Annotated in this window: 21 protein-coding genes and 1 pseudogene; 3 read left to right on the forward strand and 19 right to left on the reverse strand. The window is 46.2% G+C overall.

Translation table 11 applies throughout. The features are described from left to right. Nucleotides 1-2 precede the first annotated feature (2 nt). Genes GT575_RS08680 through GT575_RS08710 form a run of 7 tightly spaced genes read right to left on the reverse strand, consistent with a single transcriptional unit; the run spans nt 3 to nt 6,977 of the window. Nucleotides 3-1,535: a Ppx/GppA phosphatase family protein gene (locus tag GT575_RS08680; protein ID WP_055146896.1), complete on the reverse strand. Its 1,533-nt coding sequence runs from the start codon at nt 1,533-1,535 to the stop codon at nt 3-5. Between the two features lie 26 nt (nt 1,536-1,561). Further along, nucleotides 1,562-2,620, reverse strand: a complete 1,059-nt coding sequence (locus GT575_RS08685) for a prephenate dehydratase (RefSeq protein WP_238051341.1) — start codon at nt 2,618-2,620, stop codon at nt 1,562-1,564. Beyond that, on the reverse strand, nt 2,574-3,392 hold the full coding sequence (gene folK, locus GT575_RS08690) for a 2-amino-4-hydroxy-6-hydroxymethyldihydropteridine diphosphokinase (RefSeq protein ID WP_161171880.1): 819 nt from the start codon (nt 3,390-3,392) through the stop codon (nt 2,574-2,576). Before folK ends, GT575_RS08685 begins: the two co-directional genes overlap by 47 nt. A 19-nt stretch (nt 3,393-3,411) precedes the next feature. Further along, a complete protein-coding gene (folP, locus tag GT575_RS08695; protein ID WP_015533887.1) occupies nt 3,412-4,221 on the reverse strand; it encodes a dihydropteroate synthase in 810 nt (269 codons plus the stop codon). 59 nt (nt 4,222-4,280) lie between these two features. Next, nucleotides 4,281-4,772 (reverse strand): HD domain-containing protein, encoded by a 492-nt coding sequence (locus GT575_RS08700; RefSeq protein ID WP_118758299.1) that lies wholly within the window; start codon nt 4,770-4,772, stop codon nt 4,281-4,283. Continuing rightward, entirely contained in the window at nt 4,772-6,076 is a 1,305-nt protein-coding gene (locus GT575_RS08705; RefSeq protein ID WP_243147865.1) for a bifunctional folylpolyglutamate synthase/dihydrofolate synthase, read from the reverse strand. Before GT575_RS08705 ends, GT575_RS08700 begins: the two co-directional genes overlap by 1 nt. 19 nt (nt 6,077-6,095) lie before the next feature. Beyond that, nucleotides 6,096-6,977, reverse strand: a complete 882-nt coding sequence (locus tag GT575_RS08710) for a polysaccharide deacetylase family protein (protein ID WP_243106225.1) — start codon at nt 6,975-6,977, stop codon at nt 6,096-6,098. Between the two features lie 139 nt (nt 6,978-7,116). Between GT575_RS08710 and GT575_RS08715 the strand changes: the two genes are divergently transcribed. After that, nucleotides 7,117-7,665, forward strand: coding sequence for a hypothetical protein (locus tag GT575_RS08715; RefSeq protein WP_161171882.1), 549 nt, complete (start codon nt 7,117-7,119; stop codon nt 7,663-7,665). Nucleotides 7,666-7,739: 74 nt separating this feature from the next. Here GT575_RS08715 and GT575_RS08720 read toward each other — a convergent pair whose 3' ends face one another. The 9 genes from GT575_RS08720 to clpX all read right to left on the reverse strand — a co-directional run bounded on the left by GT575_RS08720 (nt 7,740) and on the right by clpX (nt 16,188). Then, entirely contained in the window at nt 7,740-8,069 is a 330-nt protein-coding gene (locus tag GT575_RS08720) for a hypothetical protein (RefSeq protein WP_055273341.1), read from the reverse strand. A 24-nt stretch (nt 8,070-8,093) separates the two neighbouring features. Next, a complete protein-coding gene (locus GT575_RS08725) occupies nt 8,094-8,447 on the reverse strand; it encodes a hypothetical protein (protein ID WP_055273339.1) in 354 nt (117 codons plus the stop codon). A gap of 41 nt (nt 8,448-8,488) precedes the next feature. Then, the gene (locus GT575_RS08730; protein ID WP_015533893.1) at nt 8,489-8,983 is read right to left on the reverse strand and encodes a hypothetical protein; all 495 of its coding nucleotides are present in this window, start codon (nt 8,981-8,983) and stop codon (nt 8,489-8,491) included. 14 nt (nt 8,984-8,997) lie between these two features. Then, entirely contained in the window at nt 8,998-9,600 is a 603-nt protein-coding gene (thrH, locus tag GT575_RS08735; RefSeq protein ID WP_015533894.1) for a bifunctional phosphoserine phosphatase/homoserine phosphotransferase ThrH, read from the reverse strand. Nucleotides 9,601-9,701: 101 nt separating this feature from the next. Beyond that, a complete protein-coding gene (locus GT575_RS08740) occupies nt 9,702-10,112 on the reverse strand; it encodes a hypothetical protein (RefSeq protein WP_015533895.1) in 411 nt (136 codons plus the stop codon). Between the two features lie 9 nt (nt 10,113-10,121). Then, nucleotides 10,122-11,783 (reverse strand): S8 family peptidase, encoded by a 1,662-nt coding sequence (locus GT575_RS08745; protein ID WP_161171883.1) that lies wholly within the window; start codon nt 11,781-11,783, stop codon nt 10,122-10,124. Nucleotides 11,784-11,921: 138 nt separating this feature from the next. Beyond that, complete coding sequence (locus tag GT575_RS08750) at nt 11,922-13,760, reverse strand: DUF885 domain-containing protein (protein WP_015533896.1); 1,839 nt, start codon at nt 13,758-13,760, stop codon at nt 11,922-11,924. 97 nt (nt 13,761-13,857) lie between these two features. Then, on the reverse strand, nt 13,858-14,424 hold the full coding sequence (locus GT575_RS08755; protein ID WP_015533897.1) for a manganese efflux pump MntP: 567 nt from the start codon (nt 14,422-14,424) through the stop codon (nt 13,858-13,860). A gap of 276 nt (nt 14,425-14,700) precedes the next feature. After that, complete coding sequence (gene clpX, locus GT575_RS08760) at nt 14,701-16,188, reverse strand: ATP-dependent Clp protease ATP-binding subunit ClpX (RefSeq protein WP_015533898.1); 1,488 nt, start codon at nt 16,186-16,188, stop codon at nt 14,701-14,703. Nucleotides 16,189-16,491: 303 nt separating this feature from the next. Here clpX and GT575_RS08765 point away from each other — a divergent pair, with 303 nt between their 5' ends. Beyond that, nucleotides 16,492-16,830, forward strand: a complete 339-nt coding sequence (locus GT575_RS08765) for a P-II family nitrogen regulator (RefSeq protein ID WP_015533899.1) — start codon at nt 16,492-16,494, stop codon at nt 16,828-16,830. 71 nt (nt 16,831-16,901) lie between these two features. Here GT575_RS08765 and GT575_RS08770 read toward each other — a convergent pair whose 3' ends face one another. Next, the gene (locus tag GT575_RS08770; RefSeq protein WP_055223321.1) at nt 16,902-17,660 is read right to left on the reverse strand and encodes a helix-turn-helix transcriptional regulator; all 759 of its coding nucleotides are present in this window, start codon (nt 17,658-17,660) and stop codon (nt 16,902-16,904) included. A 312-nt stretch (nt 17,661-17,972) separates the two neighbouring features. Between GT575_RS08770 and GT575_RS08775 the strand changes: the two are divergent. Beyond that, nucleotides 17,973-19,229, forward strand: a pseudogene (locus GT575_RS08775) (ammonium transporter); the annotation flags it as partial. A 312-nt stretch (nt 19,230-19,541) separates the two neighbouring features. Here GT575_RS08775 and GT575_RS08780 read toward each other — a convergent pair. Together GT575_RS08780 and GT575_RS08785 are read right to left on the reverse strand one after the other, a co-directional pair. After that, nucleotides 19,542-19,994: a DUF6465 family protein gene (locus GT575_RS08780; protein WP_022215918.1), complete on the reverse strand. Its 453-nt coding sequence runs from the start codon at nt 19,992-19,994 to the stop codon at nt 19,542-19,544. A 230-nt stretch (nt 19,995-20,224) separates the two neighbouring features. Beyond that, nucleotides 20,225-21,592: a UDP-N-acetylmuramoyl-tripeptide--D-alanyl-D-alanine ligase gene (locus tag GT575_RS08785; RefSeq protein ID WP_117875017.1), complete on the reverse strand. Its 1,368-nt coding sequence runs from the start codon at nt 21,590-21,592 to the stop codon at nt 20,225-20,227. Between the last annotated feature and the right edge of the window lie 28 nt (nt 21,593-21,620).

The following is a 21,620-nucleotide window of genomic DNA, read 5'->3' on the forward strand; positions in this document are numbered from 1 at the left end:
CTTTACAACCCCCTTTTCTGTTTTAACACAGGCTTCACTCCAAAGACCTTTCTGAACAGTTCAGTCTTTGTCTTGAACACCCCTGCCTCAAGCGTAATATCATTCAGTGTATCTACCGTCATCGTGAGCACGTAGTCCTTGAAGCTGAACTTCATATCACTTATCTTCTGCCTGTGGCTCTTGTCAAGGACATCCGCAAGTCTCAGTATGGATGCCAGCTTGGCGACCTTCATGTAATCCGCAGTCATCAGCGATACCTGTGCCTTTGTCTGTGAAGGGAGATAATACTCGTTGAACTTCACAATATTTGCAATCTCCTCCCTCTCCTTGTGGGACAGTCCAAGTATCTCCGTGGACATGATTATGTGATAGGACATCATGGTGCCCACGTTCATATTTACAAATTTGCCACAACTGTGGAGCATGGCTGCGATCTGGAGCTGCAGTCTCTCTCTCCTTCCGAGTCCGTGGACGCTCTTGAAGGAATCAAATATATCCAGTGCGTTCTGCGTCACATTCTGTGTGTGCTTCCTGTTGACCTTATATTTCTTGGCTATGCTGTTTGCCGATGCAATGATATCCTCGTCGAAATTCTTATTCAGCAGAAGCGTTCCGTTCTTATCCATATAATCGGCAACTATTCCGTCACAGAACGTAACATCCGGCGTGATGATATCCTCCGCCCTTGAGTTGTCGAGGAATGACTGGTAAATGATCGCCATCGGAAGCATCAGTGTCGCCCTCTCGTATGGCACACCATATTTTTCTGAAAGGACCTCCGGGGTGGTCTCAACTACCTTGTGATAAAGCACGCGGAACTGATCTCTTGTGATCTTGTCTGTGATATTCAGCTCCGGTCCGACCTTCTTCAGATTTGCGATTCCGTCTCCTATGGCTATTATGCTCTTGATGTCCTTATCGTTTATAAAGAGGTTCCTGAACTCCTCTATGAAGTTCGATACGAACTCCTCCATGATATTCTCCAGAGCCACCGTGTCTGCGCCGTATTTTGCCAGATAATCCCTTATTCTCACGGCTCCTATAGGAAGGTTCTGTGTCTGGATCAGATTCTGCTTGTCAAATATAGATATCTGGAGACTTCCCGCTCCTATGTCCAGAAGCGCCCTGTTCTTCGTGTCGGCATCCTCAAACTTCGACTTTGCCGCATACGCCTTGTAGTTCATGAATCTCTGCTCCGAGTTGCTGAGCACTGAGACGTCGATGCCTGTGTGCTGCTTTATCCTCTCAAGGACCATGACTGAATTCTCCGCCTCACGCACAGCGGACGATGCATACGCCTTGTATTCACGCACATCGTATTCCCTCATCTTCCTGCGGAATTTGTTGAGGATCTCACATACCTTCATTATGGAATCCTCGGTTATCCTGCCACTGTTGTAGGTATCACTTCCGAGCTCAACTGTGCTGTTGACGTAATCGATCTCCCTCGCCCCTTTTTTGGGAGTTATCTCATACACCTTCATTGACAGCTCGTTAGAACCTACATCGATGGCTGCAAATACCTTACTTGCCATATCTACCCCACCTTTCATGTTACTTATCAGTATGTTCCAATTATCTTGAAATCCATAGAATCCTTATTTATATGGTCCAGCGCATCTATCGTCGCCGGATCCATGAGACTTCCCTCAAGAGTTATGAAGAATGAATATTCCCATTTTCTTCCCCTGAGAGGCCTCGACTCAATGCTTGTCATATTGAGCCCGTTATGTTTTATATGTCCAAGTATACTGTAAAGGGTTCCACTCTCATGTGGCAGTGCAAAGCATACGGATATATTTCCCGCACTCTTCACATACTCCTTTTTCTTTGACAGTATGATAAATCTCGTTGTGTTGTTCTCATTGTTGACTATATCGTCCTTGAGTATCTCAAGTCCGTATATATCTGCGGCAAGAGCGCTCGCTATGGCAGCCTGGGTAATATCACCTTCATCCCTGACCTTCACCGCACCCACTGCAGTGTTCGCAACCGGGCACTGTGCGTATCCGGCTCTGTTTAGGAATTCACTGCACTGCAGAAGCCCCTGCGGATGGGAATATACAGTCTGTATATCAGAAAGCTTTGAGCCCGGAACTCCCATGAGCATATGTGCCACCTTGACCTCGTCTCCGCCCACGATGGTCAGGCCGCTGCTGCCAACCATATCATATATACCACTCACAAATCCGGCAGAGGAATTCTCTATAGGCAGGACTCCGTAATCAGCCTTGCCGCTCTTCACCGTCTCTATGACATCCTCAAATTTTGCAACATTTACATTTTTTATATCCTTGCCAAAATAGTCATGCATAGCCTGATGACTGTAAGCCCCCGGAACACCCTGGTATACAACCACCGTGTCTTTATCGACCTTCAGATGATCCACGGGCACAAACCCGCTCACCACATCAGAGCTTATATGTGCCAGCGCAATATCTCTGCCCTCAACACACGCTCTGTCGATAAGCTCATTCTTTCTGGTGATAAGCTGCTGTATCTGCTCCTCCAGACTGTTTATCTCTTCCAATGTATTCATTCTATCTATCCTTCCACTTGAAGTGTCAAATTTATCACTGTTTGTCCAGCCCGGCACGAAGCTCGGATATTGTCTTGCCAAGCAGCGGGTGCCTCTTGTATCCCGCTATCGCGGACAACGGTTCAAGTACAAACTCTCTCTTGTGCATCTCCACGTGTGGTATGTGAAGATCCTCACTGTCATACACGACATCATCATAAAGCAGGATATCGATATCCAGAGTTCTCGGTCCCCAGTGGATCAGCCTCTCTCTTCCCGCCGCTTTCTCTATTCCATTCACCAGTCTCAGCAGTTCCTCAGGAGTCCTGAGCGTCTCTATCTCCAGACAGCCGTTCAGGAAATCGTCCTGCTCAACGCCGCCATACGGCTCGGTCTCTATAAAATCTGATACTCTTGTCACCTTGGTGTATTTATCCTTGTTCAGCTCATCTATGGCCATGTCCAGATATGATTCCCTGTCGCCGATATTTGACCCAAGTCCAAGATATGCTGTGTGCTTTTTTCTGCTTATGGACACGGACACTGTATCTACATGTACCATGACCGGAGCCCACGGCTTCTTTACCGTCACATTTACCCCTCTCACATCATCGTAAGTGAGAAGTATCATGTCTGCTATCTCCTCAGCCACAGTCTCTATCAATTTATAATTTCTGTTCTTCATGACCTTCTGTATGCCCTCGCACACGCTGCCATAGTTCACAGATTTTCTTATATCATCACTTCTGCCGGCCTCCTGGGTCGACACCTGCATGGATACGTCCACCACGAACTTCTGTCCAAGGACATTCTCCTCCCTGTACACTCCGTGATGTGCAAATACCTCAAGTCCTTTTATATTGATACTGTCCATACCGCACCTCCGCTATATTTTATCTGGCACTCAGCATCGCATGCGTCATCTTGAGTGCTCTGTAGTTGCTCTTCACATCGTGTACTCTGAAGAAATCGCAGCCCTTCACAAGCCCAAGCACTGATGTGGCAACTGTTCCCTCCTCGCGCTCGGTCACCGGAAGATCAAGTGTAAGTCCTATCATCGACTTTCTCGACGTTCCGAGGAGTATCGGGAGATCCCATTTGTGGAGCAGCTCCAGATTGTTCATGAGGAGCAGATTCTGATGCAGATCCTTTGCAAATCCTATTCCCGGATCCACCATGATCTTGTCCCTGTCTATGCCTGCTGCCAGAGCCATGTTAACCGACTCATCCAGATCTGATACAACATCAGCCAGATAGTCTGTGTAATCTGTGTTCTCCCTGTTGTGCATAAGACAGCACGCCTTGTCGTACTTCGCTATGACAGCCGCCATCTTCTCATCGTACTTCAGTCCCCATATATCGTTTATGAGATCTGCACCTGCATGTATACCAGCCTCAGCCACCGCAGACTTGTATGTGTCGAGTGATACTGCCACGTCGAAATCTCTCTTTATCGCCTCTATGATCGGTGCGGTCCTCTCTATCTCCTCCTCATCCGATATCTTTGTATATCCAGGTCTTGTGGACTCACCGCCAACATCTATTATCACAGCACCCTCAGCTATCATCTTCTCTGTGGTAAACAGAGCTGTGTCCATGGTGTTATGCTGTCCTCCATCCGAAAATGAATCCGGGGTCACATTCAGTATCCCCATCACATAAGGTTCTTTTCCACTCTCAAATGTCTTGTTTCCTATTATCATCCTTTTATCCTCCAGATATTAAATATCCGCACATGACGTGCGACCCCTTGGTATTTCCCTTAATATTTTATCCCTGTATTGCGTGCACTCTCCAGCCAGTAACACTGGTCTGATGCCTCGCAGTCAAAACAGTTTCGAGACAGCTTATCCGCATTATACAACACATATGCCAGTCCTTCCCGCTCAGCACCGTCTGTATTGTGTGAGCCTATGGCATCACATATCTGCTCATTCTCCTGCGTGGAAAATCCGCACTGCTCCAGTATTCTGCCCGCATACTCAACACTCAGCTCATGATGCTTCCTGCCGGTGTCATCAGGATCTGCCCGTCCCACATCGTGAAGAAGTGCCGTGGCATATATGATCTCCCTGTCTATCGCATATCCCTGTTCGATATTCATTATATACGCTATCCTGGCAACATCCAGGCAGTGCTCAAGTCCATGCCGGCAGAATATCCTGTCGGTCTCCTTGTTCCGCACAGTCTCCATGAGACGTCTGTATTCATCGTTGTATATGATTCTGTCCACTCTGTCCATCTCTGTCTGCATCAGCTTTCTATATATCCTCCATGTTCCGCACGGTCTATGATCGGCCCAATAAATGACAGCGAGCCAAATACCATCACCACCGAATCCCGCCTGCCATCAGCCAGCGTCATCGCCTGCCTCACGGCATCGTCCACATCTTCCTGCTCATAGACTTCATCTATATATGTCCCTGCCAGCTTTTTCAGCTCATGCCTTGAAAGTGCTCTCGGGTTATCCGGCTCAACTGCTATGAACGCAGAAGCCCCCGGCATCATGATCCTGAGCATCTGCTCATAGTCTTTGTCCTTGAACACACCACATATATATATGAGGTCTCTTCCGGCAAAATACTCATCTATGTTCTGTCTAAGTGCTCTCCAGCCTCCCGGATTGTGCGCGCCGTCCACATACATTAGAGGTTTGTCCATAAGCTTCTGGAATCTTCCCTTCCAGAACGTCGCTTTAAGCCCTCTCCTTATGTCATCCTCAGTCAGCTCGTATCCAAGCCTCATGAGAACATGTGCGGTCGCAGCCGCTGTGGTACTGTTATATATCTGATATATGCCCGGAACCTGAAGTTCGTATCTCTGTCCGTCATATATATATTCACTTCCACCTACTGACTCTCCGCATATCTCTATATCCTTCTCCCTGATAAGTACCGCCGAGTCCGATATATTATTCTGCTCACATGCCATATCCCACATATCCTCAAGCTCTGAGGCAAGCGGGTACGCCACACATGGGCAGTTCTTTTTCAATATTCCAAGCTTCTGTCTGTATATATCCCTCAGGGTATTCCCGAGGAAATGCATGTGATCCATGCTTATACTTGCTATTATCGTACAGACCGGGTGGCTACACACATTTGTGGCATCCTCCAGGCCTCCCATTCCGGTCTCAAGCAACAGGAAATCGACCTTTTTGTCGCAGAAATAACAGAACGCCACCGCTGTCTCCGTCTCAAACGATGTGGGCCTTCCCCAGCCGTCCGACACCATGTCATCCGCTGCATCTTTCACCGTCTCTAGATATACGGCAAAATCCTCCTCAGACATATATTCCTTATCTATCTGAAATCTCTCAAGATATGTAAATATCGTCGGAGATATATATCTTCCCACACTGTATCCTGCACTCTCAAGTATCTCGTCCAGAAATGCGCATATCGAACCTTTGCCATTTGTTCCTGCTATATGTATAACCGGGACTGCGTCCTGCGGATCGCCCAGCCTTCTCAGCAGCTCCTTTATACTGTCAAGCCCCAGAACGCTTCCCATGGTGTCCGTATATTCTATATAACTTCTTGCCTCTTCATAAGTCATGGCATATGTCCGTCCCTTCTCATCTGTGCCTGATAAGTGGTGCATTCTCATCTATAGGCAGCAGCTCATACCCATCATCCCGGAGTCTTTCAATGAGCATCGGCAGTGATTCCACCGTGGTGTGCCTTGACTCAAGATCATGCATCAATATGACCACATCGTCGTGCTGCAATGCATCATTCATGATATTGTCGACAAGCTGCTCCGGCGTGTAGCTGCCACACACGGCATCATTGTTCAGCGCATTCCAATCATAATATATAAGCCCCTCGGCATTCACATAGTCTATCAGGGTGTTCATATCCACTCTGGATACCGTATTTGAACTGCCGCCCGGGAATCTGTAATATACACAATTTACACCTGTTACATCATACAATAAATTTCGCAATTCCTCAATATCTTCGGAGAAATCAGCAAGGCTTCCATATATTTTATCGTAATCATGGGTGTACGAATGAAGCCCCAGTGTATGTCCCCTATCCACTATATCCCGGTAGGCATCATAATAGCTCTTGTCGCGCCCCACGACAAAAAATGTTGCCTTCACATCGTATTTATCAAGGATATCCAGTATCTCCACTGTGTTCCCGGATGGCCCATCGTCAAATGTGAGATACGCCCTCTTCGTTATCTCCGGCTCCGCATCAGACTCCGTTTCGTCCTTCTCCGGCTGCATCTCCCCGGTATCATTTGCCCCATCCACCTCCGATGGTGTGCTCTCATCCGCCCCCAGGACATTTGCCTGCTGCCTGACCGGCCCTCCGGCAGTATAAAAGCCCCACCTCGACTGGCTGATTATGTAATAACAACAGAAAATTATGGCAAGAAATATGGCAACCGCCAGCATAATATACTGCCATCTGTCAGTCACCTCCTGCACATTGTCAATTTTTTTCAAATGATCCTCGCCGCCTATAGCATTTTTTCTATTATATTATTTTTTATTTTTAATTATGTGTCTATTTTTTATGCCATGAATATTTCTCAGATATACGGAGAATATAAATAGCAAATATTAAAAAAGGAGAACATGTACAATGAAAAAATACTTTTTACTTGTGACGTGTATGACACTCACCATGATCATCTTCTGTGGTTGTGGCAATTCAAACGGTGCTTCAAGCACTGGCTCATCTTCAGCAGCCAGCACCCAGACAACATCTGAGTCTCAGAATGGTAACAGCTCTGAGGGAAACAGCACCGACTCATCTGACAAAGGCGTTGTAGGCGGAGCAGCCGACGCTGTAAAGGATGTCGCTGACGGCGTGGCCGACGGTGTAAAGGATGTCGCTGACGGCGTGGGAAACACCGTGTCAGGCATCTTCGGTTCATTCGATGATGCCCAGGACTGGTTCATGGATCAGCTTCCCGCAGGTGACGGAAGATTCGAGGTTGCCAACAGTGACAAGGATCTCACAGAATTTTCCGGTGGAAAAACAGGCTACCACATCGAGCTCCACGACAACAATAAAGAGGGCGACACCAAGGTCGGTGATTTCTATATCGACTCCAGCGATGGCAAGGTGTACAGATCCGATGAGCACGGGAAGACATTTGCAGAGTATGATTTCTCTGATTATAAATAGATGAAATATCCCGCATGAAAAAACAAGCGGCACGGAGGTATCTAAAAACCTCCATGCCGCTTTATTCTATGTTCTTATTCTGCCACATCCGCTGCATCATCAGCTTCAGTAACAGTCACTTGTTCGTCTTCACCCTTCTTGTCTGAGCTCAGCATCTCTCCTGTGAGCGGATTGATCTTGACTCCCATCTCCGACGCAATGAGATTGTACATGTCAAACTCTCTGTCTCTGGCAGCCTTCTTTCTGGCCTTTACGCCCCTGGATCTGACCAGCTCCACTATTCCGAATCCGATCATCAGTATGCCGAAGAATATGAAGCCCGCCATATTTTTTGAAAAAAATGCATGAGCCACACTTATTGCGCCTATTCCGATCATCACGATACCCATAACGAAATTGAACATATATGCTTTACCGCCTTTCACCAATCATCTGTTTACAAACGCATCTATGCCCGCCTTCTCGAGCATTCTGTCGTATTGCTCATACATATACTGGACACTGTTCTCAAGAAGATGATAGTGCATTATGTATGGAACAAGCAGCACCATGAATGCAAGTGCAAGTATCAGCAGCGATATATTGGCCGTCACGACAAATGTTATACATGTTGCAACCGTCAATACGGCAAACAATACCAGCACTATGAGGTGGATAAGTCTCTCATGCATGAAAAATCCTACCTGCGTGAGATGTCTCTCTGCCTCCCGTGCAAAGTCCACATCATTCCTCTTTAAAAGCTCATCAATATATGCTATATACCGGCGTATCCTCTTTGCCATCTGCCGCATCTTCCTTTCCTGATCCCTGCCGAACCGTCAGGCTAGTTCATCACCTTGTTCATAAAGTGCTCCCACTGTGCGATCACCTTATCATAGTAAAAACTCAGAACATAGGATTCCTCATCCACATCTATTATCATCTGATAGCATTTTCTATCAGCATTCTCCGAAGACTTGAGCATCTCCTTTGGCTGGCCCGAATAAAATACAACCTTGCCCTCAAAGCTCTTCAGCACATCCTCATAGTCCGCCCTGTCCACAGGCTTATCCGGTACTGACTCCTGGAGAACATCGTTCGCATCGTAATACTTATGACCCTCGAGCAGAAGTGCCTCGATCTCAGGCTCAGTGAATCTGACCTGCATATCACTGGCATATCTGTCAGTATAGAGCTCATTTGCAGAGTTGTCCTCTCTGACTACCGCGCCGTCAAATTCAAATTCCAGGATTCCCTGCTTCTCCGAATATATACATCTGATCAGAGTCGCATCCCTGAAAGAGAGCGTCTCGATCTCATCTACACTCTTGTACTTCATATCTGTATCTCCAACTAGTCCATTGCCTTCTTGATGGCCGCAAGAAGCTCATCGTATGTCTCAAATGCCTCAAGATCAGGATTATCCGCCTTGATCTGATCTGTGCTCTTGAACAGGAAGCCTGCCTTGCTCGCATAGATCATTCCCAGATCGTTGTGGCTGTCACCGCTTGCTATAGTGTCGTAGCCGATTGACTGCAGAGCCTTGACTGTTGTGAGCTTCGACTGTGGGCATCTCATCTTGAAGCCTGTGATCTCACCGTCATCTGCAACGATCAGCTCATTACAGAATATTGTAGGGTAACCGAGCTTCTTCATGAGAGGTCCTGCAAACTGTGAAAATGTATCGCTTATGATTATCACCTGTCCTATGGATCTCAGCTCATCCAGAAACTCCTTTGCTCCAGGGATAGGATCTATCTTTGCTATAGTCTCCTGTATCTCCTTGAGTCCAAGTCCGTGCTCCTTAAGTATACCAAGTCTCCAGTTCATGAGCTTATCGTAGTCAGGCTCATCCCTTGTTGTTCTCTTAAGCTCAGGTATTCCACTTGCCTCCGCAAATGCGATCCAAATCTCAGGCACCAGTACTCCCTCTAAATCAAGACATGTTATATACATATTATATTATCCTCCGTTCTTATAAATAGTGTGAATTAATGCATGTCATACTCCTCCCGTTTCTGACCACACAGATGCATTATAGCACAGTATCACGCAGACTAACAATCACTACTTTCAGGCATTTGCCCGGACTTCTTCCATCTGTCCAGAGCGTATCCATAATCCCGGATTATCATGTCGAGCTGCACCCTTTCCGTCACTCTCATGTGGCTTCCCTTCAGGTATACTCCGTCCATGAAACCGGTCCGTATCGTCATTCCGCACTCACCTCTCATCGCAGCCGGTCTCTTCACCACACTTGCACCCGCCGCCTTCTGAAGCTCTTCGTACCTTTCATAATTCTTCTGCCATGCCCTCATATAGGTCTCAACTTTCCTTCCCGGAATATTGACCCTCACTCCACCATAGCGTCCATCCGGCCCCGGGAAGAAATACTCTATCCTGAAGTCATTCTCACTTATTATTAGCGTACCGCCGCTCGCCAGCTCTTCTCTGCATGTTCTTCCCATAACTTATCCTCACACATTCCTGAGACTTTCAAATGTATTGTAAATGTTCAGCAGGCCATATCCCCACTCGGGATTCGGATACTGCCTGATCTCCAAAAGCCCGCCCGAACTTCCCGGTCTCACCGCTCCCCTTATCAGGTAGCCCCTTATCTGGTTGCCGTTTATATTCCTTATCATCTTTCTCCCATACGACCACTCAAGCATGATGGCACTGCAGCCCGCAGTGTATGAAGCCGCCACTGAGGTGCCGCTTCTTATAACCGTCTCCCCGCTGGCTCCTTCTCTCCTTATATTCACTCCGGGAGCGAGAAGATCCGGTTTCACCCTACCGTCCGCCGTATAGCCTCTGCTGTTGTCTATATACAGATTACCATTTGAGTGATCATATGCGCAAGTGCATATCGCAGTCTCCGCCACCGCCGGGCTGGTTATGGTCACCCCCGGATCACTTGACACAAATCTCGTCCCCGGGGATACAAAGCTGCTTATGGGCAGCCACGCGTTAAAGCTGAGCTCCGTGGTTCCAACACCGTACACCCTTATCCGCCATATACCATTTGCCGGGGTTATAAATCTGAGCATGATGAGCTCCTGCCCAGCAGAATCCTCTATGAGAAAATAGTCGACATATATCATCCCACCTCCAAATATCGGACGGATGATCGAGCTCCTGTCATACCTCGGCGATATCCTCTCTATAAATTCCCCGCCGGGAATCTCTATGGCCACCGAGTAGGTATTGGTGGACTTACCCCATATCTCAAGTGTAAAGCTGTTGCGATCTGCCACATCGATCTCAACGACATCGTATGCCCCTGTGACGATCCCGGAATAATGATGTCCTGCTCTCCCCTCGTTGCCACCGGCAGCAGATACCGCAAGCCCCTGAAGCTCTCCTATGTTGTTTATATATTTGTCAAGTGCTTCCGCCCCCGTATGGCTTCCACTGTTGGTCCCAAGCGTCACGAGTATGCTCATAGGCATGCGCAGCTTTTTCTGCTGCTCAAGCAGATATGCTATCGCTGTCATTATGTCAACCTCACTGTACGCATTTGCATCCGATGGAATACCATAAAAACTGCGTAGATTCTGCTTTGCCTGCTTTAACTTCACCACCACCAGGTCTGCCGACGGAGCCACACTCACAGCCGTTCCCGCGCAGAAGCTTCCATGCCCGGTGGTATCCGTCAATATCCTTTGTCTCTCATCCACAGCAGCCTGTATCTCCTCCGTGCTATACTCCCTGCCGTAGCCGTATGATGCGTTGTCAGCCTCCTCCACAGTCTGATCCCACGCCGCAAGTATCTTTGTCTTACCCCCATCCCGCACAAATGAACTGCCAAATATATCGATCCCCGTATCGACGATGCCAAGCAGTATCCCCTTTCCGGTGAGTCCGAGTATATTTTCCTGCTGGATATTGATAACCCCTATAGCCTCAAGAGCCCCCACATCGTCCATCAGACCGTACACTTTTGGGAAAAGATTGTACTCAAGCCTTGAAAAACTCTCCATATACCCGGCCGGAAACGGCTGATATGCCACCGCATATCTGTCGTCTATTATGTTGAGCCCGTATGGCTGATACAGATCCATCAGAACTTCCCTGTCTCCGTTGTATTCTATTATATATTCCACATAATCCTCTGAGTAAACAGCATCTGATATCACCGCACATCCCTCCAGGGGCAATCTATATAGTATATGCAGCAAATTCCGAATCTTTACACAAAAATACCGCAGCACGGAAATTTCTCCGGCTGCGGTATGTCTCCATCTGTACATTATATGTACCGGCTATATTCTATTTTATTGTTTTGTATCAATATACTTCTGAACCTGCTGCTTCAGGATATTGAACTGGCATGGACCTGTCTCGAGAACGACTGTATTGAACTCCTTCAGGTCAAACTTTGATCCAAGCTGTTCCTCAGCATAATCCCTGATCTCCTGCATCTCATAGAAGCCTGTTGAATAACTCTGGTATACGGCAGGATCACCTATCATGGTAGTATACAGATCGTCGGCAGCATCGCCGTTGAATCCCTTTTCATTCAGGTAATCTTTTGCTTCCTGCAGTGACCAGCCCTCATAGTTGATTCCTATATCGATCCTTCCACTTATGAGATAATTGATCTCATCGTTTAACCTGTACAGTTTTGCAACGGTGTCCGAATCAGATGCCCCATCAAATGTGTAATAGTTTATGGCATCATAGCACGCATACATTGCCCAGCCCTCCTTGTATCCAAGGAAGCTTAATATGGTACGTACCGGTTCAGGATCTGTTGACATGTAGTATGCATTCTGCAGCATGTGTCCCGGATATCCCTCATGGGCAAGTGTGGTCCACATACCATCCGTATGTTTGCCATTTACCCTGATAAGGTTGTTGTCCTGGTCATCGATCGCAGGTGACATATAGTATGCCAGCGTATTCTCCTGAATATCCTCAAGGCTCTTATCAAGCTTCTTCGCCTGATACTTTATCTCTCCAAAGTCTGGGTAGTTCTTGGTGGCTGTATTCATGAGTATATCTATTATTTCTGAAGGCTCCTTTGAGTCACTGTCTCCAAAGAGGTCATCGTAGTGCTCCACAAAATATTCATATGAATCGTACTGTGTCATGGCTATGGAATACAGATCTGTCATGAGATCTGACAGGTTGTCATCCAGCATCTGTGCCACTTCCTCAGGTGTCTTATCAGTTCCCGCAGCGTCCTTCAAAAGGTAAGCGTAATACTCTTTACCACCTTCATAGCCACACACACCGCCCTGGTTCTTACCGGTTCCCTTGAGCGATGACAGCACATCTATAACATCCTCATATGCAGGTATAAGACTTTCCGCAACAGCCTTCTTGTTCTGTTCCTCAAAGTCCGCTATCTCGTCCGCAGTCAGGAAGTCCAGCGCCTCAATGTTATCGTTGAACACCTGTATCATGAAGTGATTGTCCTTGTCCTTGATGAAGTCTTCGCACTGCTCGATGACCTTATCGCACACGGCATCACTCATAAAATATCCCTTCTCGGACTTTGTCTTCTCAAACTCTAGATTGTCATCAAAATAATCCCTTACCATTCCAAGCACCTGGAGATATCTCTCCACATCACCCTTGTCGTCAAAACGGTAGTCTGTGAAATATGTGGATATATTCGACTGCAGTCCCTTCATAGGTGAGAACGGCTCGCTGAGGTATATGTTCAGATAACCCTCTGACTCCGTCTCCAGATACTGATTAAGTATATCGTATGTGAGCTGCTGGCTCTCCGTGAGATCGTCCCTGTCAAATGACTTGAGCTTGTCAAAGGACTCATCAAACTCAGCCTTACGTTTTTTGATTCCCTCATCGCTCATATCCGAATCGCCCAGAGATACCTCCGGCTCAGGAATACCAAGGGCATCCCCATCCTTTATCTCATAGTTGTACGAGAGTGTGTCCGATGTCACACTGTCCACATACTCATCGTGCAGATATTCCTCGAACTCCTTCTGCACCTTTGTGTAGTCGTCCGCATTATCCTTTATTGTTCCTGTGATAGTCTTCTCATCAAACATATGAGAAGTACATGCAGTCATCGACATGGCCATGGCTCCGACAACAGCAGCCACGACAAATCTTCTCATATTCTTTTTGAATCTGGTCATACATCTACTCCTTACTTAATATATTGTCCCTTCACATAACCTATCTACACATTGTATGCCATAAACCATACTATTGTCCATTTATTTTATGTTAAGGTTACAATATACCTAGTCCGTCCAGAACAACCTTTACTCCTATGAGTATAAGTATGATACCTCCGGCAAGCTCAGCCTTTGACTTGTACTTTGTTCCGAATATACTTCCGATCTTCACTCCGACCGCTGAACATATGAATGTGATACATCCGATGAACAGCACTGCAAGTATGATATACAGAGTGGACAGCTTGAGGAATGCAAATGACACTCCAACCGCCAGTGCGTCTATGCTGGTTGCAACCGCCAGAAGGAACATGACCTTAAAGCTCATATCTGCATCTACTTCCTCTTCCTCGCCAAACGACTCCTTGATCATACTTCCGCCGATGAACAGGAGGAGCACAAATGCGATCCAGTGTGACCATTTGCTTACCAGATCTGCAAAAAAGCTTCCGAGGACATATCCTACCGTCGGCATAAGTGCCTGAAATCCTCCAAACCACGCACCTGCGATAAGCATGTGCTTCACCTTGATGTTGCGCAGGGACAACCCCTTACAGATAGACACGGCAAATGCATCCATTGAAAGACCAACTGCCAACAGGAATAACTCTGCAATACTCATAATTTTTCTCCTTGATATAGATTTGACGGATGCAGTCACAGACACATATAAAAAGAGACCTCCCGGGCAGCTAAAAGCTGTCCAGAAAGTCTCATCATCTACAGTAATACCAGATTCACGCCATCATCGACCGATGGCTGCCAATCATTATGTTGATATCACAACGCAAGCTCTGCGCTGACTACTCCCTTAATGAACGGTGATATTCTAGCATATTGATAAAATATTATCAAGTAGCATTTCCCTGTTATCGCATTATTGTCATTACAGATCTGTTCAGTCCTGCTTATCGATCTGAGTTGCGCTTGCCTCCTCAAGTGCCGGTGTTCCGCGCAGTTCTATGATAGGGCTTCCCTTGCCCTTTATATAATCACCTGTGATTGTCACCCTTCCTATGGTGTCATCCCTTGGGATCTGGTACATGATATCCAGCATGAATTTCTCTATGATGGCACGTAGAGCTCTGGCTCCCGTCTTCCTCTTGATCGCCTCCTCGGCTATCGCCTCGTATGCCGAATCGTCAAATCTAAGATCCACCTCATCCAGTGCAAGGAGCTTCTTATACTGCTTTAATATCGCATTCTTAGGCTCCTTGAGTATGCTCACGTACATATTCTTATCCAACGCATCAAGTGTGAAGAGTACCGGAAGTCTTCCAAGGAACTCAGGTATCATGCCAAACTCACGGAGATCCTCGGTTGTAACCTGTCTCAGCAGATTCGGATCATCATCATATTTGTCCTTGAGTTCAGCCTTGAAGCCCATGGACGCCTGCCTGCTTATTCTCTGCTTTATAATCTCCTCTATATCAGGGAATGCTCCACCACATATAAACAGTATGTTTCTTGTATTGATGGTCGTCATGGGAACCATAGCATTCTTGCTGCCCGATCCCACAGGTACCTCAACATCCGCGCCCTCGAGGAGCTTCAGCAGTCCCTGCTGTACGGATTCACCGCTCACATCCCTGCTGTTGCTGTTCTGCTTCTTGGCGATCTTGTCTATCTCATCTATGAACACGATTCCTCTCTCTGCCTTCTCCACATCATTGTCGGCGGCGGCGAGAAGCTTTGACAGAACGCTCTCTACATCATCGCCTATATAACCGGCCTCAGTGAGAGTTGTCGCATCAGTTATTGCGAGAGGCACCTTGAGAAGTCTTGCTATGGTCTTGACTATATATGTCTTACCACAGCCTGTAGGTCCCACCATCAGCATGTTGGATTTCTCTATCTCTATATCATCCATGGAATCTGTGAGAACCCTCTTATAATGATTGTATACAGCCACGGATATAACCTTCTTGGCATATTCCTGTCCCACAACATACTCGTCCAGCATAGCCTTGATCTTATGAGGAGCCGGAATTGTCTTAAGCGTGAGTTCTTCCTCCTGCTTCTTTTCCTTTGGCGCCTTCTTCTTGACTTTCTGTGACTTTGGCACGTCATTCTGTGCCTTGAACTTGGACATATCTATATTGCCAAATGGCATATTTGTCAGATCTATGAACTGCATATTGCCAAGCCCCGGCATGTTGCCAAACCCGGAATTGTTGAAGCTGTCAAATGATCTCTGCATGCAGTCTGCACATATATTTATATCTCCAGGCATATGTATCAGCTTGCCGGCCACGCTCTCCGGTCTCCTGCACAGGTAGCAGTATTTCTCGTAATCGTCATCGTTGTCCTTATCATCCGATGCATGTCCATCGGTATCCACCGTATCCGGTGTCTTCTTATCTATATCATCATAATTCTCTGCCATATCTCATTTTCCTTTCCTGATTATACATATAGTCTCAGTCAGAAATATAATAACACACATATACCACATTTACCAACACCTGCAAATATGAAATTACTGTAAATTAACCGCTGGCACGCAGCGCCGCCCCGCTTCTGTCCTTAATATTATTAAGTCATTTGTCTGTTTTTTGTATTATTTTACCGCTGGCATCTTTCGAATCGTTTTAAAATTTCGGCATTTGCGAAGTGCTATGGAATTGGATTTTTCGCTATGCTATAATCATAAAAAATAAATCCAACGGGTAAAAGGAGGACTGTAATTATGAAGAAACTTGAAATCGTAGTTCGTTCAGAAAAGCTTGATGATGTAAAGTCAATACTTGATGAGTGTGAATCAACAGGTGCCATGGTATCAAACATCATGGGTTACGGTAATCAGAAGGGATATAAGACAACTTACAGAGGAAGCGAATATGTTGTAAACCTTATTCCAAAGGTAAAGATCGAGACCATCGCAGCAGACGATGTTGCGGACAAGATCATTTTCAAGGTTTGCGAGAGAATATCCACAGGTAAGATCGGTGATGGTAAGATCTTCGTATATGATGTGGCAGATGTCGTTCGTATCCGTACAGGCGAGCGTGGAGAGACAGCGCTCTAATAAGCACAGGTATCCAGTATCATTCCTTTTTCTAAATTGGCAGGCAGTGACATTTGTCCACTGCCTGTTTTTTATCGTTCAGCTCTGTCTCCCAGTATCTTCAGCAGACTCCCTGGGGTCATCCCTGTATACCACTTAAACTCTCTCTGGAAATGCGCCTGGTCAGAATATCCCATGTCATCCATATAATCCGTGACATGTCCGCCCGGATGCTCCAGCATTTTTCTCACAGTCTCCCTGATCCTCACGATGCGGGCAAACCTCTTGGGGCTGACCCCCAGCTCCTCCACAAATCTCCTATGCACATGTCTAACGGTGCATCCCATCTGCTCAGCAAGCTCTGATATGCTTATCTTCCCTTTTGCCGCATATATGACATCCGCCTGTTTCACGATGTCCGAATCAGCCATGCCATTCCTCTGCCACAACGATCCGCATTTCTCTATATGCTCCGTGATCTCCTCTGTCGCACTCTCTATCGGATCTTCTGCACCATTTCCTGTAAATGCATGATCAGCCGTCAGCAGTTTTTCAAGCAGACGCATATCTTGGGTATCCAGAGTCTCCCTGCCAAATCCAAGATCCTGCTCCACAGATATGAAGCTGCAGCTCTCCTCAATGCAAACAGCCGCCTCCAGTTCACCCGGATACACCCTTTTGATGTGTCCATCCATACATATCACACATATCCCAGCATTCTCCTGTGGCACTATTCTCAGCCCACCCAAGCTGTAACCAGCTCTCACATACACAGACTTCTCATTCTTTTCTATTAAATTAGTATGTACTTCACTGCAAAAATTAACATTCAATAAAATCTGACTATCCATACGCCATCTCCGCATAACTTTATTTATCTTTACCGTATCTTTGCTTTATTATATTAAGTCCGCGCAAAATATAATAAGGTTTATCGTTCCACGTCCGATTTTTTCAATATTTTACCATATCTCAATACTATACTCAACCCAAGTTAGTAATTGAGGTGTGGCACTGAGATACTTATTATCAGTCATATCTCAGTGACGTACGATCAGATATAATGTGCACAAAGATGTGTTTTGTCAGGAGCATACCTGGCGGGACGCATCTTTTTTTTATTATCTGATCACTTCCACAACTACAATGTATTAAAAGGAGGAATGATTATGGAAGACGTAAGCACAATTGTATTTGGAGTATGGTTCCTTGTCGGAGCCGCACTGGTATTCTGGATGCAGGCCGGATTTGCAATGGTTGAGGCCGGTTTCACAAGAGCCAAGAATGCCGGAAACATTATAATGAAGAATCTCATGGATTTCTGTCTCGGTACAGTTTCATTCATGATCCTCGGTTCATCACTTCTGCTCGGCAGCAGTGACTGGGCACTCGGAGGTTTCATCGGAAAACCATCATGGGATTTGTTCCTTCACTTTGAAAACTATGACTGGTCAAGCTTCGTATTCAACCTTGTGTTCTGTGCAACAGCAGCAACCATCGTGTCAGGAGCTATGGCAGAGAGAACAAAGTTCTCTGCATATTGTGTATACTCAGCTATCATCTCACTGCTGATATATCCTATTGAGGCTCACTGGATCTGGAATCCAGGTGGCTGGCTTGTAAAACTTGGCTTCCATGATTTTGCCGGTTCATGTGCCATCCATATGGTAGGTGGAATCTCAGCACTGATTGGTGCCGCATTACTTGGACCTCGTATCGGAAAGTTCAATAAGGATGAGAATGGCAAAGTAGTAAAGGTTCACACCTTCCCTGGTCATAACCTTCCACTCGGCGCACTCGGTGTATTCATCCTGTGGTTCGGCTGGTACGGATTCAACGGTGCAGCCGCAACATCTGTTGAGCAGTTAGGTTCTATCTTCCTCACTACTACTATCGCACCTGCACTTGCAACAGTTTCATGTATGATATTTACATGGCTCAAATATGGCAAGCCTGATGTGTCAATGTGTCTCAACGCTTCACTCGCTGGTCTCGTTGCCATCACAGCTCCTTGTGATACAGTCGATGCTTTCGGCGCAGCTATCATCGGTATCGTTGCCGGACTTCTCGTAGTATTCGGAGTATGGCTCTGTGACCACGCATTACATGTTGACGATCCTGTCGGTGCCGTAGCCGTACATGGTGTAAATGGTATCTGGGGAACAATCGCTGTAGGTCTCTTCTCCACAACAACTGTTCCTGGAAATGATACATTAAACGGTCTGTTCTACGGCGGTGGCATTCATCCACTCCTCATCCAGTTACTTGGATTTGCAGCAGTTGCAGCATGGACAGCAGTTACGATCACCATCGTATTCCTGATCATCAAGAAGACTATGGGACTTAGAGTATCTGAGGAGGAAGAGATCAAGGGACTTGATCCTACAGAGCATGGTCTTCCTACAGCATACGCAGATTTCCTGACAACAAAGTAATTCATAATATATAGTATTATCTGCAATCAAAAAGCCTGTGGTATGAATCAAAGTTCATATCACAGGCTTTTTAATATATTCACATCCACATGCCATGTATAAGCAGCATATGCGGATTCTTCCTGTCTCCATACTCGTGTATTGTCATCTCTTACCCCCTGTAAAAGCATTAGTTAGACTATCCTAACCTATGGCATATTATCACAGAAAGGCACTTATATACAACACAATATTGCACAAAGAAAAAAGATCCCAGTCATTACGACCGGGATCCGTCTTAAAACAAACATCTATAGATTAAAGACTGTAAGAACCTGATTCTCCATCAGCTGTATAATATACCATGCCTGTTTCTGGCTGGTAGTATACGTTCAATTCCTTAACTGTCTTATTGCCAATAACTTCCTTCACCTTAGCAACGATTGCTGCCATCTTGATCTGACCGCCAGCGAACTCAACAAATACATTCTCTGTTGTCTTAGCTGGAGCTGCCTTCTTTGCTGTAGCCTTCTTTGCAGGTGCTGCTGCCTTTGTCTCTTCCTTCTTAGCTGGTGCTGTTTTCTTTGCAGGTGCTGCCTTTGGCTCTTCCTTAACTGGAGCTGCCTTCTTTGCAGGTGCTGCCTTTGTCTCTGTAGCTGCTGTCTTCTTTGCAGCTTCCTCTTTCTTAACTGCCTCAACCTTAGCAAGTGCTGCTGCAGGTGTTGCCTTTGTTACCTTCTTTGTCTCATCTGCCTTCTTTGCTGTAGCCATGATTCTTTCCTCCCAAATAAAAAGTATCTATGTAATCTTATGTATTTATTTTCAAGCTAGGTTGATATTACTCCATTTTTTATATTTTTTCAATATAACCAAATTCTTTTCTCCCTTTTGTATCGTTTTGGGAATTGATTTACAATAAATGGCAACACTTTACACAAAAAGGCGGTCACAGATCGTTGTAAATCCGTGACCGCTTTTGTCATTTTGTACAAATACACACACTAATTCGTGAGAATATTAACCACTTCACTCAATTTCATTCCGTTTGATCCCTTCAAAAGCACTATATCCTCAGGCTTCATGAGCGCCATAAGGTATATCGCGATCTCCTCCGTGTCAGTGAATGACACAGTCTTGGCATACTTCGTATCACAGGCATCCAGAGCTTCCTTGATCTTCTGGGCATGCTCTCCGATGACTATGACCTCATCTATCTTCTTATCTCTGAGATACTCTCCGACTTCATAGTGGTACTCATCGCTCTTCTCTCCGAGCTCAAGCATATCGCCGAGCACGATATACTTCTTGCCCTCGCACTTCATGTCACAGAGGACATCGGTGCTGGCCTTCATGGAATCAGGGCTTGCATTGTATGTATCGTCTATGATCGTGTATTTGCCAGGAAGCTTGATGACCTTCTGTCTGAGGCCTCTGAAATTCTCAAATGCCTTCGACGACTTCTCATATGGAACTCCAAGCTGATGCGACACAGCCATGGCCACCAATGAATTGCGCACGTTGTGCAGTCCCATCACTCCTACCTTGACAGTTACAACGTCATCCCCATGTACCATATCGTATACAGAATATCCATCCTCCATGCGGATGTTAGTCGCTCTGAAGTCCATGCCCTCGCCGCAGCCATATGTGTATACCTTACATGGTATCTCATCCTTGACCGCATACAGCATAGGATCATCACCGTTGATATACAGTGTTCCATTCTCGCCCATGCCATTGATGATGCTGAGCTTCTCCTTGCGGGTGTTCTCCAGTGAACCCATATATTCTATATGTGCAACGCCTATGGTCGTTATAACGCATATATCCGGCTGAGCTATATCAGTGAGGATGTCCATCTCACCCGGCTCGCCGATTCCAAGCTCAAGAACAGCCGCATCGTACTCGTCTGTCATCCTTGACACCGTGATAGGCTCGCCGTACACCGAATTATAATTGCCCTCTGTGTGGAAGCACTTCATTCCAGCACTGACAGCCGCTGTGATCATCTCTCTTGTCGTGGTCTTGCCCACGCTTCCTGTAACCGCCACAACAGGCATATCGTATCTGTTCCTTATATACTTTCCAATGGCCTGCAATGCCTTAACAGTATCATCCACCCTGATATACGCCTTGTCCGACACCACAACATTGTCATGCTCCGATGTGAGTGTGGCTGCTGCAGTCTGAAGTGCTGATTCTATAAATCTGTGTCCGTCGGTTCTTGTTCCTATGATCGGCACGAACAGATCGCCCTCCTTGGCCTCCTTAGAGTTTATACAGATGTCAGTGAGAACAGTGTTCTCATCTCCGCAGAGGAGTACGCCTCCTGTAGCTTCCAGAATATTTTTTACTGTTATATCTACCATCACTATCCCCTTTTTTCATATTGATAAA

Origin of the sequence: Coprococcus sp. BIOML-A2 (genome assembly GCF_009875795.1) — a bacterium.
Lineage (GTDB): Bacteria > Bacillota > Clostridia > Lachnospirales > Lachnospiraceae > Coprococcus > Coprococcus aceti.

Bases quoted from the DNA above. Each gene is read 5' to 3' on its own strand.
- GT575_RS08680 (WP_055146896.1), bottom strand. From the start codon at position 1,535: ATGGCAAGTAAGGTATTTGCAGCCATCGATGTAGGTTCTAACGAGCTG.
- folK (WP_161171880.1), bottom strand. From the start codon at position 3,392: ATGGACAGTATCAATATAAAAGGACTTGAGGTATTTGCACATCACGGA.
- folP (WP_015533887.1), bottom strand. From the start codon at position 4,221: ATGATAATAGGAAACAAGACATTTGAGAGTGGAAAAGAACCTTATGTG.
- GT575_RS08700 (WP_118758299.1), bottom strand. From the start codon at position 4,772: ATGCAGACAGAGATGGACAGAGTGGACAGAATCATATACAACGATGAA.
- GT575_RS08705 (WP_243147865.1), bottom strand. From the start codon at position 6,076: ATGACTTATGAAGAGGCAAGAAGTTATATAGAATATACGGACACCATG.
- GT575_RS08715 (WP_161171882.1), top strand. From the start codon at position 7,117: ATGAAAAAATACTTTTTACTTGTGACGTGTATGACACTCACCATGATC.
- GT575_RS08720 (WP_055273341.1), bottom strand. From the start codon at position 8,069: ATGTTCAATTTCGTTATGGGTATCGTGATGATCGGAATAGGCGCAATA.
- GT575_RS08725 (WP_055273339.1), bottom strand. From the start codon at position 8,447: ATGGCAAAGAGGATACGCCGGTATATAGCATATATTGATGAGCTTTTA.
- GT575_RS08730 (WP_015533893.1), bottom strand. From the start codon at position 8,983: ATGAAGTACAAGAGTGTAGATGAGATCGAGACGCTCTCTTTCAGGGAT.
- thrH (WP_015533894.1), bottom strand. From the start codon at position 9,600: ATGTATATAACATGTCTTGATTTAGAGGGAGTACTGGTGCCTGAGATT.
- GT575_RS08740 (WP_015533895.1), bottom strand. From the start codon at position 10,112: ATGGGAAGAACATGCAGAGAAGAGCTGGCGAGCGGCGGTACGCTAATA.
- GT575_RS08750 (WP_015533896.1), bottom strand. From the start codon at position 13,760: ATGACCAGATTCAAAAAGAATATGAGAAGATTTGTCGTGGCTGCTGTT.
- GT575_RS08755 (WP_015533897.1), bottom strand. From the start codon at position 14,424: ATGAGTATTGCAGAGTTATTCCTGTTGGCAGTTGGTCTTTCAATGGAT.
- clpX (WP_015533898.1), bottom strand. From the start codon at position 16,188: ATGGCAGAGAATTATGATGATATAGATAAGAAGACACCGGATACGGTG.
- GT575_RS08765 (WP_015533899.1), top strand. From the start codon at position 16,492: ATGAAGAAACTTGAAATCGTAGTTCGTTCAGAAAAGCTTGATGATGTA.
- GT575_RS08770 (WP_055223321.1), bottom strand. From the start codon at position 17,660: ATGGATAGTCAGATTTTATTGAATGTTAATTTTTGCAGTGAAGTACAT.
- GT575_RS08780 (WP_022215918.1), bottom strand. From the start codon at position 19,994: ATGGCTACAGCAAAGAAGGCAGATGAGACAAAGAAGGTAACAAAGGCA.
- GT575_RS08785 (WP_117875017.1), bottom strand. From the start codon at position 21,592: ATGGTAGATATAACAGTAAAAAATATTCTGGAAGCTACAGGAGGCGTA.